Origin of the sequence: Veillonella orientalis, from assembly GCF_018406505.1 — a bacterium.
Classification (GTDB): domain Bacteria; phylum Bacillota; class Negativicutes; order Veillonellales; family Veillonellaceae; genus Veillonella; species Veillonella nakazawae.
Map to the genome: position 1 here is coordinate 1,588,067 of NZ_AP022322.1, position 19,769 is coordinate 1,607,835.

General features: G+C 39.7%; 20 protein-coding genes and 9 tRNA genes. 2 read left to right on the forward strand and 27 right to left on the reverse strand.

Annotated features, from left to right (window positions below; genetic code table 11):
* Positions 1-11: 11 nt before the first annotated feature.
* The 15 genes from ilvN to rpsD all read right to left on the reverse strand — a co-directional run bounded on the left by ilvN (position 12) and on the right by rpsD (position 13,663).
* Positions 12-500, reverse strand: a complete 489-nt coding sequence (gene ilvN, locus VEIS1202513_RS07205; protein WP_060924499.1) for an acetolactate synthase small subunit — start codon at positions 498-500, stop codon at positions 12-14.
* Positions 500-2,209: a biosynthetic-type acetolactate synthase large subunit gene (gene ilvB / locus VEIS1202513_RS07210; RefSeq protein ID WP_213467195.1), complete on the reverse strand. Its 1,710-nt coding sequence runs from the start codon at positions 2,207-2,209 to the stop codon at positions 500-502. Before ilvB ends, ilvN begins: the two co-directional genes overlap by 1 nt.
* Before the next feature lie 18 nt (positions 2,210-2,227).
* Positions 2,228-3,451, reverse strand: coding sequence for a threonine ammonia-lyase (ilvA, locus tag VEIS1202513_RS07215; protein WP_213467196.1), 1,224 nt, complete (start codon positions 3,449-3,451; stop codon positions 2,228-2,230).
* Positions 3,452-3,492: 41 nt separating this feature from the next.
* The gene (ilvD, locus tag VEIS1202513_RS07220; RefSeq protein WP_213467197.1) at positions 3,493-5,163 is read right to left on the reverse strand and encodes a dihydroxy-acid dehydratase; all 1,671 of its coding nucleotides are present in this window, start codon (positions 5,161-5,163) and stop codon (positions 3,493-3,495) included.
* A gap of 561 nt (positions 5,164-5,724) precedes the next feature.
* On the reverse strand, positions 5,725-7,128 hold the full coding sequence (locus tag VEIS1202513_RS07225) for a DASS family sodium-coupled anion symporter (RefSeq protein WP_024066645.1): 1,404 nt from the start codon (positions 7,126-7,128) through the stop codon (positions 5,725-5,727).
* Between the two features lie 89 nt (positions 7,129-7,217).
* Positions 7,218-7,661: a cupin domain-containing protein gene (locus VEIS1202513_RS07230; RefSeq protein WP_213467198.1), complete on the reverse strand. Its 444-nt coding sequence runs from the start codon at positions 7,659-7,661 to the stop codon at positions 7,218-7,220.
* A gap of 66 nt (positions 7,662-7,727) precedes the next feature.
* Entirely contained in the window at positions 7,728-8,036 is a 309-nt protein-coding gene (locus VEIS1202513_RS07235; RefSeq protein ID WP_129823903.1) for a heavy-metal-associated domain-containing protein, read from the reverse strand.
* A gap of 14 nt (positions 8,037-8,050) precedes the next feature.
* Complete coding sequence (locus VEIS1202513_RS07240; protein ID WP_004695192.1) at positions 8,051-8,293, reverse strand: Sec-independent protein translocase subunit TatA/TatB; 243 nt, start codon at positions 8,291-8,293, stop codon at positions 8,051-8,053.
* A gap of 36 nt (positions 8,294-8,329) precedes the next feature.
* Positions 8,330-9,085 (reverse strand): 6-phosphogluconolactonase, encoded by a 756-nt coding sequence (gene pgl, locus VEIS1202513_RS07245; RefSeq protein WP_060923795.1) that lies wholly within the window; start codon positions 9,083-9,085, stop codon positions 8,330-8,332.
* 170 nt (positions 9,086-9,255) lie between these two features.
* Positions 9,256-10,047, reverse strand: a complete 792-nt coding sequence (gene fabM, locus VEIS1202513_RS07250; protein WP_024066640.1) for a trans-2-decenoyl-ACP isomerase — start codon at positions 10,045-10,047, stop codon at positions 9,256-9,258.
* Positions 10,048-10,181: 134 nt separating this feature from the next.
* Positions 10,182-11,717, reverse strand: coding sequence for an ABC transporter permease/substrate-binding protein (locus tag VEIS1202513_RS07255; RefSeq protein WP_213467199.1), 1,536 nt, complete (start codon positions 11,715-11,717; stop codon positions 10,182-10,184).
* Between the two features lie 27 nt (positions 11,718-11,744).
* Complete coding sequence (locus VEIS1202513_RS07260) at positions 11,745-11,942, reverse strand: hypothetical protein (RefSeq protein WP_156719969.1); 198 nt, start codon at positions 11,940-11,942, stop codon at positions 11,745-11,747.
* Positions 11,943-12,006: 64 nt separating this feature from the next.
* Positions 12,007-12,399: a 30S ribosomal protein S9 gene (gene rpsI, locus VEIS1202513_RS07265; RefSeq protein ID WP_005377846.1), complete on the reverse strand. Its 393-nt coding sequence runs from the start codon at positions 12,397-12,399 to the stop codon at positions 12,007-12,009.
* 20 nt (positions 12,400-12,419) lie between these two features.
* Positions 12,420-12,860, reverse strand: coding sequence for a 50S ribosomal protein L13 (rplM, locus tag VEIS1202513_RS07270; RefSeq protein WP_005381375.1), 441 nt, complete (start codon positions 12,858-12,860; stop codon positions 12,420-12,422).
* 215 nt (positions 12,861-13,075) lie between these two features.
* A complete protein-coding gene (rpsD, locus tag VEIS1202513_RS07275; protein ID WP_004695181.1) occupies positions 13,076-13,663 on the reverse strand; it encodes a 30S ribosomal protein S4 in 588 nt (195 codons plus the stop codon).
* 297 nt (positions 13,664-13,960) lie between these two features.
* Between rpsD and VEIS1202513_RS07280 the strand changes: the two genes are divergently transcribed.
* Together VEIS1202513_RS07280 and VEIS1202513_RS07285 are read left to right on the forward strand one after the other, a co-directional pair.
* Positions 13,961-14,860: a LysR family transcriptional regulator gene (locus VEIS1202513_RS07280; RefSeq protein ID WP_060923797.1), complete on the forward strand. Its 900-nt coding sequence runs from the start codon at positions 13,961-13,963 to the stop codon at positions 14,858-14,860.
* Positions 14,861-15,098: 238 nt separating this feature from the next.
* Complete coding sequence (locus VEIS1202513_RS07285) at positions 15,099-15,422, forward strand: YnfA family protein (RefSeq protein WP_119206345.1); 324 nt, start codon at positions 15,099-15,101, stop codon at positions 15,420-15,422.
* Positions 15,423-15,570: 148 nt separating this feature from the next.
* On the opposite strand, the gene VEIS1202513_RS07290 is transcribed toward VEIS1202513_RS07285, so the two are convergent.
* The 12 genes from VEIS1202513_RS07290 to VEIS1202513_RS07345 all read right to left on the reverse strand — a co-directional run bounded on the left by VEIS1202513_RS07290 (position 15,571) and on the right by VEIS1202513_RS07345 (position 19,752).
* The gene (locus tag VEIS1202513_RS07290; RefSeq protein ID WP_213467200.1) at positions 15,571-16,509 is read right to left on the reverse strand and encodes an IS30 family transposase; all 939 of its coding nucleotides are present in this window, start codon (positions 16,507-16,509) and stop codon (positions 15,571-15,573) included.
* Between the two features lie 186 nt (positions 16,510-16,695).
* A tRNA-Val gene (locus VEIS1202513_RS07295) sits at positions 16,696-16,771 on the reverse strand.
* A 3-nt stretch (positions 16,772-16,774) separates the two neighbouring features.
* Positions 16,775-16,849: transfer RNA gene (locus VEIS1202513_RS07300), tRNA-Glu, on the reverse strand.
* 9 nt (positions 16,850-16,858) lie between these two features.
* Positions 16,859-16,934: transfer RNA gene (locus VEIS1202513_RS07305), tRNA-Asn, on the reverse strand.
* Between the two features lie 7 nt (positions 16,935-16,941).
* Positions 16,942-17,016: transfer RNA gene (locus VEIS1202513_RS07310), tRNA-Gly, on the reverse strand.
* Between the two features lie 3 nt (positions 17,017-17,019).
* A tRNA-Val gene (locus tag VEIS1202513_RS07315) sits at positions 17,020-17,095 on the reverse strand.
* Positions 17,096-17,100: 5 nt separating this feature from the next.
* Positions 17,101-17,175: transfer RNA gene (locus tag VEIS1202513_RS07320), tRNA-Glu, on the reverse strand.
* Between the two features lie 4 nt (positions 17,176-17,179).
* Positions 17,180-17,255, reverse strand: a tRNA-Lys gene (locus tag VEIS1202513_RS07325).
* A 5-nt stretch (positions 17,256-17,260) separates the two neighbouring features.
* Positions 17,261-17,336: transfer RNA gene (locus VEIS1202513_RS07330), tRNA-Asn, on the reverse strand.
* Positions 17,337-17,341: 5 nt separating this feature from the next.
* Positions 17,342-17,416 (reverse strand) — tRNA-Gly (locus VEIS1202513_RS07335).
* 198 nt (positions 17,417-17,614) lie between these two features.
* Positions 17,615-18,718: a nicotinate-nucleotide--dimethylbenzimidazole phosphoribosyltransferase gene (locus tag VEIS1202513_RS07340; protein WP_213467201.1), complete on the reverse strand. Its 1,104-nt coding sequence runs from the start codon at positions 18,716-18,718 to the stop codon at positions 17,615-17,617.
* Positions 18,715-19,752 (reverse strand): nicotinate-nucleotide--dimethylbenzimidazole phosphoribosyltransferase, encoded by a 1,038-nt coding sequence (locus VEIS1202513_RS07345; RefSeq protein ID WP_119206347.1) that lies wholly within the window; start codon positions 19,750-19,752, stop codon positions 18,715-18,717. Before VEIS1202513_RS07345 ends, VEIS1202513_RS07340 begins: the two co-directional genes overlap by 4 nt.
* Positions 19,753-19,769 lie beyond the last annotated feature (17 nt).

Consider the following 19,769-nt stretch of genomic DNA (forward strand, 5'->3'; position numbering starts at 1 on the left):
ACAACCATCTCCTAAATCTTTTCTCCACGGCTCATTGCGGTAATGCCAGTTTTGGCAATTTCAAGGACACCATAAGTTTCCATAATTTGAATGAAACCGCGTAATTTTTCTACGCTACCAATTACTTCAATAATCATAGAAGTAGGAGAAATATCGAGCACATTGCCACGATATACATCGGCAATTTGTACAATTTGAGAGCGTGTTGCAGCAGTTGCTTTTACCTTGATAAGCATTAACTCACGGCACACCACATCATGATCTTCAAAAACTTTAACCTTTACAACATCAATGAGCTTGTAAATTTGTTTTTGAATTTGGTCTAAGATGCGATCATCTGCCTCAACGGTGAGGGTAATACGAGCGTAGCCTGGTGTATTTGTAATACCAGATGTCATCTTTGTAACATTAAAACCACGACGGTTAAAGAGTGCCAATATACGTGCACCAATGCCTGCTGTATTTTTTGCAATTACTAAGACTTGATGTTCTTTCGCCATTATAGCACCCCTTTCTTGCCCATCATACCACTTACGGTACCGCCAGCTGGAATCATCGGCAATACATTATCTTCTCTTGCTACACGGCAATCCAAGATGATACTTTCATCAGATGTAATGAAAGATTTAAATTCTTTATTGAAATCCTCTACATTATCGATACGCGCGGCTTTCAAATCAAAGGCATCTGCCAATTTCAAGAAGTCTGGACTCGTTTCCAAATCTACATAGGAATAACGGCGGTTATTAAAGATTTGTTGCCATTGACGAACCATGCCAAGGTAACCATTATTAATGATAACAATCTTAATTGGTAAATTATATTGGCGAACCATCATGAGCTCTTCGAAGGTCATTTGGAATCCACCATCACCAACAACAAGGATAACTTGTTTATGAGGTGCCCCCACTTGAGCCCCAATTGCAGCTGGTAAACCATAGCCCATGGTACCTGCACCACCAGATGTAACAATGGTATGAGGTTTTTTATGAGTTAAGAATTGAGCCGCCCACATTTGATGTTGGCCTACGTCAGTTACAATAACTGCATCCTCTTTAGCAATCTTGTTAAGTTCGGATAATACGTATTGAGGATGTAGTACACCATCTTTAGATTCAGGAATTACCATAGGATATTCCGCTTGCCATTCACGAATTTGTGCAATCCACGCTTCATGACTTGTAGGTTCTACAAGTGCATTAAGTTCAGATAAAACTCGCTTCAAGTCACCTACAATTGGTACGTTAATAGTAACGTTTTTATCAATTTCTGCTGGATCGATATCGATATGAATGATTTTAGCTTTTTTACAGAAGAAATCTGGATGACCTGTAATGCGATCGTGGAAACGAATACCGGCTGCAATAACAAGGTCTGCTTCTTCTGTACTATTATTAGCCGCTACAGAGCCATGCATGCCCACCATACCAAGAGCAAGCTCATGGTTACCTGGGAAACCACCAAGGCCAACTAATGTATTTGTTACAGGAATTTGAGCCTTTTCGGCCAATTCCTTTAACTCATCCATAGCGCCAGATTTCAATACACCGGCACCGGCAATGATGAGCGGACGTTTTGCATTTTTAATGAGTGTAGCCGCTTTCTTAATTTGCCCTTGATGACCTTTATAGGTTGGATCATAACCTTCAAGATGGATAGGTACTTCATATAATTTATTGTATTCTGTCATGGATATTTTTTCTGTTTGAATATCCTTAGGAATATCGATAAGAACAGGTCCTGGACGACCTGTACTAGCAATAAAATACGCTTCTTTGATGATGCGAGGTAAATCGCGAATATCTTGAACAAGGTAGTTATGTTTTGTAATCGGCATGGTAATACCTTGGATATCTGCTTCTTGGAAGGAATCCTTACCAATAAACGGACGACCAACCTGACCAGTAATGGCCACCATAGGTACAGAATCCATGTAAGCAGTCATAATACCTGTAACAAGATTAGTTGCACCAGGACCGGATGTAGCAAGGCATACGCCTACTTTTCCAGATACGCGGGCATAACCATCTGCTGCATGAGCTGCACCTTGTTCATGACGAACAAAATAATGTTTAATTTCAGGGAAGCTATAAATTTCATCATAAATTGGAATTACCGCGCCACCTGGATAACCGAACATGTCGGTTACACCAAGGCGATGCAATGTTTCAAGGACAATGCGTGCCCCATTGATTGTTTCTGCGCTCATAGGAACCCTTTCGACCAGCTATTCAGATAAAATCTCGCTGGAATTTAATCGTTTAATAATGTAACCATTATTTTTGAAAGTATCAATAATGTGTTTGATGTGTTCTTCACCATTTGTTTCTACAGTCACTTGCAATTCCACTTCATGGAAGCGGTCAAGGTTTTTAAACTGATTATGATCGAGTTTAATAACATTTGCATCCGCATCTGCAAGCATTTGAGATACAGCAACCAATTGACCTGGTTTATCAGGAAGGTTGACAGAGAAAGTGAAGATACGACCACGTAATACAAGACCTTTATTGATCATAGAGGAAATGGTAAGTACGTCGATATTACCACCACTAACAATGGCTACTGCCTTTTTGCCTTTACAGTCTAATTTTTTTAGACCTGCTAATGGTAAAATACCGGAGTTTTCTGCTACTAATTTATGTTTTTCTACAAGCAACAAAAATGCTTCCATCAACTCATAGTCAGAGACAGTAACAATTTCATCTACATATTTCTTAATATATTTTAATGTAGTTTCGCCGATTTGACGTACAGCTGTACCATCTGCGATAGTTGCCACCTCACTAAGTGGTACAGGATGATCTTCTTTTAACGCAGCTATTGCACTAGCCGCACCTTCTGGTTCTACACCAATAATTTTAATGCTAGGATTTTTTAATTTTGCCGCAGCTGCGATACCAGAAACAATACCGCCACCACCAACAGGAACTAGCAATACATCCGCATCAGGCAATTCCTCAAGAACTTCTAATGCAATTGTACCTTGTCCTTCGATAACATCTTCGTCATCAAAAGGATGGACGAACACATATCCGTGCTCTTGTTGTAATTCCATCGCTTTTTGGTAAGCTTCATCATAAATCTCACCATGTAGAACCACTTCTGCGCCATATTGTTTTGTAGCATTCACCTTGATGAGAGGTGTATGTTTTGGCATAACGATTGTCGCTTTAATGCCTAGACGTTTTGCAGCAAGGGCCACGCCTTGCGCATGGTTACCGGCAGACGCGGCAATAACGCCGCGCGCCTTTTCTTCTTCTGTTAATTTTGCAATTTTATTATAGGCACCACGAACCTTAAAGGAACCTGTTATTTGCAAGTTTTCTGGCTTGATATATACATCATTGCCACTTTCATCGGAGAACACATCACTGTGAAGCAATTTTGTTTTCACCGTGATTGTGCTTAATCGCTCACGAGCCTCCATAAAATCATACAACTTATGCATGTACTCTATCTCCTCTAGTTAGTATTAATGAAAATCTACTATTAGTCTTCAAATACTTCGATAGCACCTTGTGCTGCAGAGGATACATGAAGAGCGTATTTTTTTAGGTATCCAGTTACATTGGATTTGAATGGTTTCAATGCGGCTTTACGACGAGCGATTTCTTCATCAGATACAGCCAATTCCAATTTACCGTTTGGAATATCGATGTTGATAATGTCACCATCTTCAACAACAGCGATTGTACCACCAGCCGCAGCTTCTGGAGATACGTGACCAATGGATGCACCACGTGTAGCACCAGAGAAACGACCATCAGTCAACAAGGCTACGTCTTTATCAAGACCCATACCAGCAATCATGGATGTTGGTGTTAACATTTCGCGCATGCCAGGGCCGCCTTTAGGACCTTCGTAACGGATAACTACCACATCGCCTTTTACGATTTTACCGCCTGTAATAGCTTCAACAGCTTCTTCTTCGCTGTTGAAGACCTTTGCTGGGCCAGAGTGAACGAGCATATCATCATCTACGGCACCTGCTTTTACAACGGAACCGTCTACAGCAAGGTTACCTTTAAGAACGGCAATACCACCTGTTTCATGAACAGGATTATTCCAAGGATGAATAACGTCTTCATCAGTTACATGAGCTAACGCTGCAATTTCACCTTGTGTTTTAAGAGCTACAGTTTTGCAATCTGTATGCAAACGACCATTTTCGGCTAAACGTTTCAACACAGCAGATACGCCGCCGGCAGCATACAAGTCTTCGATGAAGTATTTACCAGATGGAGAAAGTTTAGACAATTGAGGTGTGTTTTGTGCAATGCGATCGAAGTCGTCCAAGGACAATGGTACGCCTGCTTCGTGAGCGATAGCTGGCAAATGAAGTGCTGTATTAGAGGAACCACCCAAAGCCATATCTAGAGCTACTGCATTTTCAAAGGCTTCGCGTGTCATAATGTCTTTAGGACGAAGGTTTGCTTTCAATACCTCTACTGCTTGCATACCTGCTAATTTAGCAAGACGTAAACGTTCGGAGTATACTGCTGGAATTGTACCATTACCAGGAAGGCCCATACCAAGAGCTTCTGTTAAGCAGTTCATTGTATTAGCTGTATACATACCAGAGCAAGAACCACATGTAGGACATGCTGTATTTTCGATTTCAGATAATTCAGCATCATCCATTTCACCAGTTTGATGTTTACCTACTGCTTCGAATACATCAGACAAACCGATTTTTTTGCCATTATGTACACCTGCAAGCATAGCACCACCAGACACGAATACGGATGGAATGTTTAGACGAGCTGCAGCTATCAACATACCAGGTACTACTTTATCGCAGTTTGGAATGAATACCATAGCATCAAATGGTGTTGCCATAGCTGTTGCTTCGATGGAATCAGCGATGATATTACGAGTTACCAAGGAGTATTTCATACCGATGTGGTTCATCGCCAAGCCGTCACAAATACCAATTGTATTGAACTCGATTGGCACACCACCTGCGTTGCGAATGCCGTCTTTTACGGCTTGTACAATATTTTTCAAGCCCACGTGACCAGGGATAATTTCGTTGAAAGAGTTCGCAATACCAATGACTGGTCTGCCCATTTCTTCATCAACAAAACCAAGAGCTTTTAGCAAAGATCTGTGTGGTGCACGTGCTACGCCTGTTTTTAAATTGTCACTTCTACAACTCATGTTAATCTCCTCACTTTTCTTGAAAGCATCCACTTGGATACTTTTCAACTTAATAAAAAAAGACGATTCTTATGAATCGTCTTAAAAGTTTACAAATGATATTCCTTTTGTTTACAGAATCCCTATATACATAAACGACCTATGTATCCCTTGGAATAAATACACATAAGAAACAAACCGTATAGTCAATTCTTATTGATTGTATATTAAACCATTCGTGGAACTTCTAAGACAAAAACGTGTTAAGTTGTTGTTCATAATTCGAATGTCTTTAATAATCACGACGAGCGCGATAATCAACAAGCTAATGACTAAACCCAACATGTTTCCTCCTAAAGTAATCTGTAATCATAAAATAATAATAACACTTTATATAATGTCGTGCAATAAATATTCTATAGATTTATTATATAAATTTTTAAAGTTTACCATATATAAAAACTATAGCAATAACAATAATACACTGCCTATCTAATACACATAGAAAATAAAACGATAACAAACTGCTAAACAGATAGCGCAAACAAAAAATCCCCCACTACCGTGAGAGATTTTTGAACATTATAGAATACCGAATAGCCACATGCCAAGGGTACCGCCCCAGAAGTGAATTAAGAAGCTAACCACAGAAATAGCAAGGCCTACACGCCACCATGTTCCTTGTGGTACATAACCAGCACCGAAGAAGATTGGTGTTACACCAGAACTATAATGCGTTAATGTACAGCCAGGGCTATTCATCAAACCAAAGAGCAAGATGGTAAACGGAATTGGTGCGCCCATTGCTACCAAGATAGCTGCAAAGGCGGAGAATAACGCTGTAATACGCGCTGTACCACTGGCAAAGAAATATTGAGAGTATACAAAGGTTGCAGAGATAATGAAGGATGCCCAGAACCAATCAATACCTACAAGATGTTGACTTACAAAATCAGCAAATACTGCAACAACACCGAGCTTGCCAAGTAAACCAGCCATACCAACGAGGGTACCCATCCAGATTAGAATATCCCAACCTGTGCGTTCACCTAGAATATCTTCCCATGTAAGGGAGCCTGTAACTACACAAGCAAGTACGCCCATCATAGCAACTACAGTAGGATGTAACTTCGTCCAAATCGCTGTGGACCACAGCAAAATACAAAGTACAAAAATAATAGCCACTGAAATTTCAGCCTTTGTAATAGGACCTAGTATATCTAGCTCTTTTTGGGCCATTACCGCTGCTTGAGGTGTCTCCTTGATTTCAGGTGGATAGATTTTATAAATAAACCAAGGCATCAAAATCATGCAAATTACACCAGGGATTACACCTGCTTGGAACCATTCCCACCATGAAATATCATAGCCAAATAATTTTGCACCTAAGGATGTAATCAATAAGTTACCACTACAAGCAGTTAAGAAGATTGTTACAGTAATGGTGTTTATCGTATGAGCCGTGGTCATCAAGTACGCCCCAATACGACGGGCCGTACTACCATTTGGCTCAGAATCAAAGGCTAACGAAATGTTTTGAACAATGGGGAAAATAATACCGCCCCCACGAGCCGTATTAGATGGCGTGGCAGGAGAAATAATAAGATCCGTACAAGCCAATGCATAAGCTAGCTTTAAGGAACTAGTACCAAAGGAGCGAATCAAAGTATACGCGATACGCTTACCAAGGCCAGAATTAATAATGCCTCTAGAAAAGAATACAGCTGCTACGATAAGCCATACATTGGCTTCAGCGTAACCACCTAATGCTTGCACCATGGTAATAGAATTTGTTGCTACTGCCGCAACGATACCAAAGAGTGCCATAATACCTGTTGGCCAAGGTCGTAAAATAAAACCTACAATTGTAGCCGTGAAGATAGCTAATAAATGCCATCCTTCAGGCTTAATCGCCTCCGTGTGAGGCAAGAACCAAATTACAAGTCCTACCAGTACCGTCAGTGCGGCGCGTGTAAAGGTATTCATAGAACCTCCCTATCAAACTACACATATCAATAGTTACTGTTGATTATAAAAAACTATATGGCGGTCATCACACATAACCGCCATATAAATTAGCAACTTTCCAAAAATTCTTTAATCTTTGGATTAGAGCGCAATGTATCCATCTCTTCAGGGGTTAATAATTTTACCTTGTCCCGATCTTGGTTAACTAAGCAAAGGAACCCGATATAATCGCCTTTATTAGCCCGAAATTGATGTATCGTTTTACCTGGAATTTCAATAAAATCACCAGCTTCTACATCATGGATTTCATTGCCTAATAAGACTTGACCCTTCCCGCGGAATATCATAACCATATGTGTATGTTCATGATATTCAAGCGTAGAATACCCACCTGGCAAGCATTCAAAATAGCGGAATTGGCATGGAATATCAAAAGCCCCATCGTATAAAACTTGACGTGTTACATCTTTAAAAGGGCTACCATCTTGTTTATATACCAAGGTATCGACGCCATCCCACTTGAAATTTTTAGCATCAAACTTGCGTATCATTTTATTACCTCTTTATGAAAAAAGGCTGCATCGAAACAGTGTTTCAATACAGCCCTATGGGTTCGATTATTTGAAGAAACGTTTCAATGTTCCTAGTAAACCATGACTATGTTCTTGTACACCATCTGCAACGCTTTCTACTTCAAAGCCTGTACGTTCAATAGCTTTTGTAATAACTTCAACAGATGCTTTTGCTGGATCAAAAGAAACAGTCGCTGTTTTCTCTGGCAAATTTACCTCTGCGCTCAAAACGCCAGGTAAACCAAGGGATGCACCTTCAACAGTTTCTTTACAGTTATTGCACATCATACCAGGCACAGTAAATACCTTTGTTACAACACCATTATCTTCACCGCAACCACAATCTTTACACATAGTGATACCTCCTATTAATCATTAGCTTCTTTATGTTTATCGTCGTTTTTAGCCCCTGCTGTTACGTCGATAGTAGTCGCCTTTTTAACGGCTTCTTTCGTTTCATCAACAGCTTTTTTAGGGCCCGAAATAGCATCTTTAAATTCATTGATGCCCTTACCAATAGCTTTACCTACTTCAGGCAACTTACCAGGTCCGAAGATAACTAAAGCGATCACTAATATAACTATTAATTCAGGTGTTCCTATAGATCCCATATGTATCTCCTTTATATTTACTAAAACTTACATCTTTTAGTGTACATCATTATAGGCTGCCTTGTCCACATACCAGGTCACAGCTTCTTGTGAAAGCACAGCACCAGGCAATGTACGACCAATGCGTTTTTCCCACGTTAAATCCTCGTAATCTTCGCGTTGGTATAATACCTTTGTCAATGCAGTTCGCTTGCTTTCACCAGTCACAGTAAACCAGACAGCATCAGATTTTGCTAGGAAAGAAAATGTCATAGAAATGCGTTCCCATACCTTGCCATCTTCAACGGCCACTACATCTTGATCAGCTACACGCAATGCGTGAGAGCCTGCAAATAATCCTGCCGTATGACCATCCTCGCCTAAATCAAGCAACGCTAAATCAAGACCAGATTTTTTACATGCCTTTAGGACATTGCGAACCTCTTTTTCATATTCTTCAGCCGCTTCATGTACGGTTTTAGAATCCGTATTAATGGGCAAGAAATGAGCAGCCCCCTTTGCCTTGCATAGCAAATGAGGTTTTACGCGATTGAAGTAATTATCCTCATGCGCTTGTGGTAAGAAACGCTCATCAGTCCACAAGAAGAATATCCGTTCCCAATTAAGGCGCTCAATATATTCAGGAGAGTTAAGTAATTCTAACAAACCATTTATAACAGTACCCCCAGTAATACCAACGATGCACGTTTCAGTACGGCTAATTTCATCATTAGTAAAATCAATAAAATCCTCCGCCAATGCTTGGACTACATCACTAGGACCGTCATAACATTTAATTGTATCTTGAGCCATGTAATAATGACCTCCTAAAACTATTATAATAGTACTATTATATACACTTTTGCTTTTTTATGAAAGCAAAAACCGATGTAACTCAATATATAGAGCCACATCGGTTCGAATTATATTAGTAACTGCTTATAAAATACATGATATTCCAAAGAATTACAAGAGAATAATTATTATTTTTGACCAAATTTAGGGCGACGGCGTTCTGTGAAAGCTCGTACACCTTCCTTAAAGTCTTCAGAAAGACCTAAGGAGCATTGATTTTCTACTTCAAACTTCTTGTACTCTTCCCAGCCAGATAAGAAGCTATTCCACATCATTTCTTTCATAACGCGGTAAGATTGTGCAGGACCTTTTGCTAATTTCTCTACAAGACGTCTTGTAGCAGTTTCTAAATCTTCTAATTCACAAACTTTATATACAAAGCCAAGTTCTTTACCTTTTTCAGCAGATACGGCTTCACCAGTCATAACGATATGCATAGCACGGTTCATGCCAATGGATCGAGTCAACAAGAACAAACCACCTGCATCTGGAGCAAGACCTACGTTTACGAAAGCTTGGATAAAGCGTACATTGTTAGCCGCTACAACAAAGTCTGCAGCTAACGCCATGTTGAACGCCGCACCTGCTGCAGCACCTTGAAGGCTCATGATAACAGGTTTAGGTAAGCGTTTCATAGCCATAGAAATTTGAGCTACTAGTTCAACAATTTCAAATAAAGACTCTGTATCACCATCATTTACAGCCCGTTCCATTTCTGTTAAATCGCCACCAGCAGAGAATACCTTACCTTCAGCATTGATGAGCAATGCACGAACACTTTCATCATTATGTGCGTTATCTAAAACCTCAAGGATTTCCTTGCACATCTCGATATTAAAACCATTCGCCACTGTAGGGCGATTAAATGTCAACGTACCAATGCCATTGTCCACTACGTATTGAATTGTATTATAAATCATATGAATTCTCCTATATGAAAATCTATTTTCGAAAAAATTCGATTATTATATATCTATTATAGGGGAATTAATTATAGATGTAAACGTAATCTTATAATCACAAAACAATACTATGTACCCTCTATCAACCCACGTTAGTATAACAAACCTTTGGTGCGTAAGTATCGCTCAGCAACATCATGAGGTTTCTGTCCTTCCGATTCCACCTCATAGTTCATATATGACATATCCTGATCCGTAATCGTATGTGTCAATTTTAGTAATACCGCTTCTAGCTCAGGATGCTTCTTTAACACATCCATTCTGACGACATTACCACAAAGATACGACGGATATAAATGTTTATCGTCCTCAAGAACAACAACAGACGCATGGCTCAACTGACCGTCAGTAGTAAATATAGGCATAGCATCTACATGTCCGCTTTCAATAGCCTGATATTTCAAACCTATATCCATATCCTTCGTATCTTTAAAGTCCATGCCATATACTCGCTGTAATCCCGAATACCCATCTTGGCGCCCGAAGAAATCATATTCCCCACCTAAAATCAATTGTGACGAAACCCTCGCTAAGTCTGAATATGTTTTTAAATTATATTTGTTAGCAATATCCTTACGTACAGCCATTCCATATGTATTATTGAAACCATACATACCGACCCATTTAAATTGATATGTATCCTCGTAAGCGCGCTGTAATTCATCAAATAAATTTTCACTATATTGCGTGTCTCGTTTTAGTACTGCATTCCAACCGGTTCCTGTATATTCAGGATAGATATCGAATTGACCGGACTCCATGGCCGGTTGAATATTTGAGGTTCCTCCGCCTACTCCGGCTGTTACTTCAACAGTTAAATCTGTATCTTGTTCAATAAGAAGTTTCAGCATATCGCCCAAAATCAACTGTTCTGTCATCGGTTTTGTAGCTACATGAATTACATTGGATTGTTGCGACGGCCACATAAATACACCAATACCACCAATTATCACAATTGAGGCTACAATACCAATACGTTTAAAAGTACGTTTGCAATGCCCTCTATATAGTATGATTTTCTCAAAAAAGCCCAATACACCATCCATAATCAATGCTAAAAAAGCAATTAGTAAACTGCCAGCTACAGTCATAGTCGTATTATTTGTAGTAATACCTCGATAAATAGCTACACCAAGACCTCCGGCACCAATAAATGATGCTACCCCAGTAAGCGCTATAGTCATAACTAGCATATTTCGTATACCGACCATGATTACTGGAAAGGCTAAAGGCAATTCAATATATCGTAAACGTTGTACACGAGATAACCCCAGTGATGTAGCCGCTTCAATCATTTCCTTGTCAATACTGCTTAACCCAGTATATGTATTTCTCACCATCGGCAATAATGCATATATCACAAGAGCAATCACTGCCGTTGCGTTACCAATTCCTGAAAAGGGAATCAAAAATCCCAGCATGGATATGGATGGTATAGTATACAAGAAATTAATAACCATCATGGTCGGATTAACTGCTCGCCGATACTCGTTAAGTAAAATACCCGCAACTACTCCTAGAATAATAGCAATTATACTAGAAAGCAAAGCTATGCCAATATGTTCCCATAATAGACCTGAGAAAAAGCTCCAATTCTCCACTAGTAAATGATATATATTTTGTATCATACAGCCCCCTATACACAGGTAAATATATTATGAAAGAACGACTACCTTTTTACCTGCATTCTTACCAGAATCAACATCACTGAATCCATCATAGAAAATATCGCTCAAAGCATCACTGATTTCATTACCTACAATCTCTTGTTCTCGTCCAAGAGCGGATACACTATAAATACGCTTTCTTTTATCATTACTATCATCATAACAGATAATTATTAGTGTCACCATAATCCGAGCAACCAAAAACACCTGCAGACATTGTCTGCAGGTGTAATAACCTGTTGTCCAAATATTAACGTTTGGAGAATTGGCTTGCTTTGCGGGCTTTTTTAAGACCGTATTTTTTACGTTCTTTCATACGTGGGTCACGAGTCAAGAAGCCAGCTTTTTTCAAAGATTGACGAAGTTCGCCATCTACGTCCAATAACGCACGGGAGATACCGTGACGAATTGCACCAGCTTGACCGGAAGGACCGCCACCAGCTACAGTTGCGATTACATCGTATTGTTCAACTGTGTTAGTCAAGTTCAAAGGTTGTTTTACGATCAATTCCAAAGTTTGGCGACCGAAATATTCATTAAGTTCACGTTTGTTAACAGTGATTTTACCTGTGCCCGGTACCAGACGAACTCTAGCAACGGAAGATTTTCTACGACCAGTGCCGTAATATTGTGCTACTGCCATTATATGTTCCTCCCTCTAGATTATCGTACGGAAATTTCTAATACTTCTGGTTTTTGAGCTGCATGTGGATGCTCAGGACCAGCGTATACGTTTAATTTACGGTATTGTTGTGCACCCAATTTATTTTTTGGAAGCATACCACGAACTGCCATTTCAACAACACGTTCAGGTTGTTTTTCAAGCATCATGGACAATTTAGTGAAACGGGAACCACCTGGGTAACCAGAGTGACGGAAGTATTCCTTTTGTTCCAATTTTTTACCAGTTACGCGAATTTTTTCTGCGTTTACAACGATCACATGGTCACCAGTGTCTACGTGTGGTGTGAAAGTTGGTTTATTTTTGCCCCGAAGAACTTTTGCAACTTCGGCAGCAAGGCGTCCTAAAGTTTTACCTTCAGCGTCAACAACATACCATTTCCGTTCGATTGTGTTCGGATTGGCCATAAATGTAGTTTTCATGCTGCATATCCTCCTAATAACGTCATAATTCTACCAAAATCAGCTTGTCCTTTGCTTCCGGGGCTAATGGAAACACGACTAAAGCTTACTCAAAATAGTATACAGATTTTGGTGTTCTATGTCAATTGTTTTTTACACTGTTATAGCCCTTTAACAGTGACATGTCATAAAGAAAAAACCACCCAATTCTGAGTGGTTTTCCCATAAGCGCCAAATTATTTGGAGTACAATTCGACGATAAGTGTTTCGTTAACTTCGATAGGAAGTTCTTCACGTTGAGGAAGACGAGTGAATGTAGCTTTGAAGCCTTCCAAGTCTTTTTCAATGTAAGGAAGTTCGAAAGAACGAAGTTCTTGGAAGTTAGTTTTGAACATTTCGTTGTCACGAGATGCTTCGCGCAATTCGATTACATCGCCTGGTTTGCAGGAGAAGGAAGGAATGTCTACGCGACGACCGTTTACCAAGATGTGGCCATGGTTTACCATTTGACGAGCTTGACGAATGGAGTTACCGAAGCCGATGCGATATACAAGGTTATCAAGACGTTGTTCCAAAAGGATCAACATGTTTTGACCTGTAACACCTTGCATTTTTTTCGCTTTATCATAATAGCGTACGAACTGGCGTTCTAGCAAGTTGTAGTAAGCTTTAACTTTTTGTTTTTCTAATAATTGTGTGCCATACTCAGACATTTTTTTCTGACGTTGGTCTTTTTTGACGCGATTCAAGGCTTTTGCGTGACCGAATACGTTCACACCAAAGCGACGACAAAGTTTGAATCGAGCCTCTCTTCTCGTTGCCATGTGATTATCACCTCATAAGATTAATATAAACTTGTACCTACACATAATGGTACTCATGTATAATATCATTTTCATTTACTTATGTCAATTATTGATAATGGTGGAAGTCATTGAAATAAGTGCATAATAGCGAAATTATATTACACTTTTTTGCGATAATATTGCTCACTATATCGATTGTGCATGCTTCATCATATTTTATAGATTTAGATGAAAAAACAATTATAGTATGCTACAATATTAGTAAGAAAGGTAATAGGTATCATTGGAGTTTTATGTCAATATTGGGGGAATACTATGAAAGAGTTACCTACAATGCAAGAGCTACAAAGTTTTATTACCTATAATAAAACAGGAAGCTTTACATTAGCTGCACAATCTATGAACATTACACAATCAGCTTTCAGTGCTCAAATGAAAAAATTAGAGCGTCTAGTTGGTGTGAAATTAATTTCCCGCTCTACACGAGGTAGCCGTTTGACACCAGAAGGTGAATTATTCCTACCAGAAGCAGAACAAGTTCTCGACACATTGGAACGTGCTATTCAATCGATTCGTTTAGCCAGCAAGGTAGAACGTCCAATCTTAAATATTGGTGTATTGCGTAGTTTAGGGGACATTCGCCTTAACGGATATGTATCTCACTTCTTCCAAAATCACCCTGAGTTCTCTGTCAGCATTTATGACATGGAAGAAGAAGAGTTGATGCTCGACTTACGCGAAAATCGTATCGACATTGCCCTCCTCTACTTACCAAATAACAAGGATATGTCAGCATATGAATCTACAGCCCTTCGCGAGGACGAATTCGTATACTATGCACCAAACATCATCGATAATATGGAAGTTGCTAGCTTGAAAGCAATTCAACAACAACCATTACTTATGTATCCACCTAAGTACTTTATGTATCGTACATTGAAAAATTATGTTGGTAACGGTCAACAAAATCTACACATTAGAGGTAGCCGCTTATCTAACCCATATACAATGATCGACTACTGTCAAAAAAATAAATCAGGCTGCATCGTAGCACGCCAAATTCTAAATTCTTTAAATATCAATGATGGCTACATACCTTTAGAAAAACCATTTAAACTACAAGTGTGCTTCGCCTTTAAGAAAAACAATTCTAAATCGGAAACAATGCATACCTTCATGGATTATGTACACAGCGAATCACCAGCTCGTTTATAAGAACGAAACAAAACCCGTACACTTATATGTGTACGGGTTTTTAATTTTATTATATCCTCTATTAATGTCTATATTTAACATTTTTATCTTTTAATATCTTTGTCTTTTAATATCTTTGTCTTTTAACATTCTTTTCTTTACCACTAGTAACTATCCACCTTGGTCATTAAATAATTGCTCTCTACGCTAACAAGTTGTACAATAGAGAATAGATTTCAATTAATACTGTGAGGTTATTATGCTCTTATCTATTTTCTTCTTTATATTAGCCGGTTTAGCCGAAATCGGTGGCGGCTATTTAGTATGGCTCTATATGCGCGACGATAAAGGCCCTGTATATTTACTGGCTGGTGCTTTCATCCTGTTCTTATACGGTATTATCCCTACCTTCCAACCAGAAGCAAGCTTCGGTAAGGTTTATGCAGCCTACGGTGGCGTATTTATTGCCCTTTCCATCCTATGGGGTTGGCTCGTCGATGGTTTGCGACCAGACACATATGATATCATCGGCGGTCTCGTCTGTCTTGTAGGCGTTTATATCATCATGTACGCGCCGCGTTAAATACAAAGAGTACAACTGCTACAGTTGTACTCTTTTTTCTATGTCTATTTCTATGTCTATTTCTATGCCTATTTTATATCTATAACTAATATTTTCTAAATCAATAACTATTTTTATATGATGAATTGCAATAAGTAATGCGACAAAATTAAATCAATTTTCTAATCTCATGTTTAAACATGTCAAATGGTGTTTTAAACCCAAGGCATTTCCTAGGTCGATTATTAATCAACATTAATGCTTCTGTTAGTTTATCTAGTGTAACTTTAGTTAAATCGGTTTTCTTAGGAAAAAATTCTCGAAGTAAACCATTACTATTTTCATTAGAACCTCGTTGCCATGCTGCATAGGCATCGGCAAAATACATGGGGATTCCAAACTCGTTTTCAACCTGTTCATAGCAAGCAAATTCCTTACCACGATCCACCGTAAAGGTTTTAAGTAATTTGCTGGTTAATGTATTGTACAGAGAACTAATAGCTAAAAACATAGAATCTTTAGATCGATCATTCATTTTTATGGCCACATAGAATCGTGTTTTACGTTCAACAAATGTAGCTAAACAGCCTTTGCTTTGACCTCTGGAAGAAACCATTGTATCTAGTTCCCAATGACCAAAAATCTCCCGGTTTTCAACTTCTTGAGGTCGTTCTTTAATGGTCCTTTTAACATTGAAGCGTCCACGGGTTTCCTGTGTGCCGGGCTTTTTTCCTTTCCGGCGAAGTACTTTCTCTGTTACAGCAAGAAAACCACGATGGATCCAAGAATATATTGTTTTAAAGCTTAGAACCCCAACTAATTCAGAACCAACTATTTCTTCTGGAGACCAAGTTTGTTGTAACCTGGATTCAATTAAAGCCGCTAATTGAGGGGTTAACTTTGTTGGTCTACCTTTATTAGCAGACTTACTAATTGCTAACTGTTGAGCTTTAATCGCAGAATATTCACCTTTAACGCGATTTAATTCTCTTGCTACAGTAGAATGGTGGACACCGATTAAGCTAGCAATTCTACGAACAGAGTATCCTTCTTTTCGTAAAACTTCTATTTGACTTCGTTTTTCTATGGTAAGATGTATGTAGCTCATATTAGAGACCTCCGTGTCATGTATTTGTGGTTATTTACATTTTACACGAGATCTCCAATATGAGTCTTTTTATTTGTCGCAATATATTTTACAATTCATCATATAAATAGAAATAACTATTGATATATATAAATAGCTATTGTGTTATATAACAAAAAGCGGCCATCCGAAGATAACCGCTTACGTTGGTGGACGATGACAGGATCGAACTGCCGACATCCTGCTTGTAAGGCAGGCGCTCTCCCAGCTGAGCTAATCGTCCATGTGGTGACCCGTCCGGGAATCGAACCCGGGATACCGCCGTGAAAGGGCGGTGTCTTAACCGCTTGACCAACGGGCCATATGAAATTGGCTCCTCGAGTAGGACTCGAACCTACGACCGATCGGTTAACAGCCGATTGCTCTACCAACTGAGCTATCGAGGAATATTAATGGAGCGGGAAACGAGATTCGAACTCGCGACCCCCGCCTTGGCAAGGCGGTGCTCTACCGCTGAGCTATTCCCGCATGTGGTGGACGATGACAGGATCGAACTGCCGACATCCTGCTTGTAAGGCAGGCGCTCTCCCAGCTGAGCTAATCGTCCATATGTGGTGACCCGTCCGGGAATCGAACCCGGGATACCGCCGTGAAAGGGCGGTGTCTTAACCGCTTGACCAACGGGCCAGAATGGTGACTCACCCGCGACTCGAACGCGGGACACCCTGATTAAAAGTCAGGTGCTCTGCCAACTGAGCTAGTGAGTCATAAATGGCTCCTCGAGTAGGACTCGAACCTACGACCGATCGGTTAACAGCCGATTGCTCTACCAACTGAGCTATCGAGGAATGTATGGAGCGGGAAACGAGATTCGAACTCGCGACCCCCGCCTTGGCAAGGCGGTGCTCTACCGCTGAGCTATTCCCGCATACAGAACCGATAATTAATATAACATAATCATCAATCTGTCGTCAAGAAGAATTTAAGTCTGTCCTGACTGCCCTATAATAATATCAATTTACACATATAGTGTCAATGGTTTTTCCATGAAATTCTCAGTTAATTTTACATAATTGAGCATAAAACATACAAAAAGAGGGATTTAAAACTCCCTCTTTTATATAGATTACTCTTTATTCTTTTGTCTACCTTTACCGGCACCATCTTCAGCCGCTTTAACCTCAGCTTCAACGAAGGTTTTCATATCATTTAACATATGCATAGATGCATCGATAATAGATAGACCCATTGTGGAACCCAATGCTTCATCAATTTGTAAATTGTAGTGTAAACATGGTTTTATTCCAAGGAATCGACATTGTTCCTTATGAATTGGTTCCTCATAGGCAGCTGATGGGAATATATAGTCCTTAACTAATGGCTCAATAGTAGCTGCAGCCAATACAGCTGCGCCTGTTACGGCATTATCAAATACTACGGCCATACGGTGACTTGCGGCACCTAAGATAAAACCTGTTAAGAATGCAATATCTAGTCCCCCTGCTACCTGAAGTAAGTGTAATACCGCATCACGGCGCTCGCTTTCACTCATAGCAGGCCAATCATCAACAGCGATATTAAAACGATCTACAAAGGAATGAATATGAGCCGCTCGCTGTTCAACAGTAGGGCCACATTCAGTATGAACGAGAATATCACTAAATTCACATCCTGTGATAGTTGCAGTCGTTACGAGAGAATCAAGGAATGCCCTTTCCCCTACATTACCAATCGCCACCACTTGTAATCCATCAGCATATAATTTATCAGCATAGGTAAAGCCAAGCTCTAGAGCTCGCTCAAGTTCATCTTGAGAAATAACAGGTTCTACACCAAAGAAATGAGATCCTTTACGAATGACTTGTTGATCAATATATTCTAGATTACTAGTATCTTGTTCAAGACCTATATTTACAACGTGCACAGCTGCATTCAACTTAGATGCGGCCCCCTGCGTAGCCGTTCTACCTTCATTGAAACGCTTGATATCCTCATAACTTTCACTACCATGCTGACTATTTTGGGGACCATCTACCAAGTGGTCCGACGCCACCACAAGTACGCCATATCGTAAATGATTTGGTTGAGGATCTGCCAGAATACCTGCAAAACGCTCAGCTATTAACTCTAATGTTGCAAGGCTATAAATAGGTTTTGTTAAATTATCGATACGTAATCGGCATGCTTCCATGGATGGTGCATGTAATGGTTCAATTGTAAAAGTTCTCATGCCTTACCTCCTGTAACAGCCAAATACATATGAACGGCAAGATCTAGCATTCCCATTTGAATGGAACCACCAGAGGCCTCACCGAGACATAGCCCTAAATCAACATAGGCTTCAAGGCCTAAATTTTCTAAAGAAGATTTAGCCGCTTTTTCAGCAGATAAATGAGATGCCATTACATAATCCATCGCCTGTGGAACTAATGTTTTAGCAACCAATGCACAAGCGGATGTATTAAAACCATCAATAATAACAAGTGCATTATTCGCTGCAGCACCTAGAATAACACCTACGATACAGGTAAATTCAAAGCCGCCCACAGAGGATAAAATTCCGATTGCATCATCTTTCGGAATATTTTTATATTTTTCTAATACATCATGCACAATGCGTTGCTTTAATTTTAGACGCTCATCAGAAATATTAGTTCCTCGCCCTGTAGCTTCCTCTGCAGTGAGTCCTGCAAATTTAGCAGTCATAAGAGCACTTGCAGTAGTATTAGAAATGCCCATTTCCCCTACTAAGAAAACATTAAAGCCTTCGTCGATTTTCTCTTTTACAAGACGGATACCTGTTTCAATGCCTTCAATGGCTTGTTCACGTGTCATGGCCGGTTCTTCTACAAAGTTTTTTGTGCCCATACCAAGTTTATGACTACGGAGTCCTGGTACCCAGCTCATGTCTGCATCAATGCCCATATCGATGACTTCCATTTGAGCACCACAGTAATTAGCTAAGGAATTTGCGCCCGCCCCCTTAGGAATTAGGTAGTTTTGTGTCATCCCTACAGTTGTTTCCTTTGGGTACGCACTTACGCCCATATCGGCCACGCCATGATCGGCAGAGGCAATAATCATACAAGGTTTTGGAACCGTTAACTGTTCCTGATTTGTAGCCGCACCATATTGAGCCACCACGTTCACAAGTCGCCCATATTGTTCTACAGACGAACCTGCATTCCAATTATCGATTATATGTTGTTCAATTTCATGACTGCGACCTCTAATAGCGTCACAAGTTTCTTGTAACAAACTCATGGTATCTCCTTAACTAA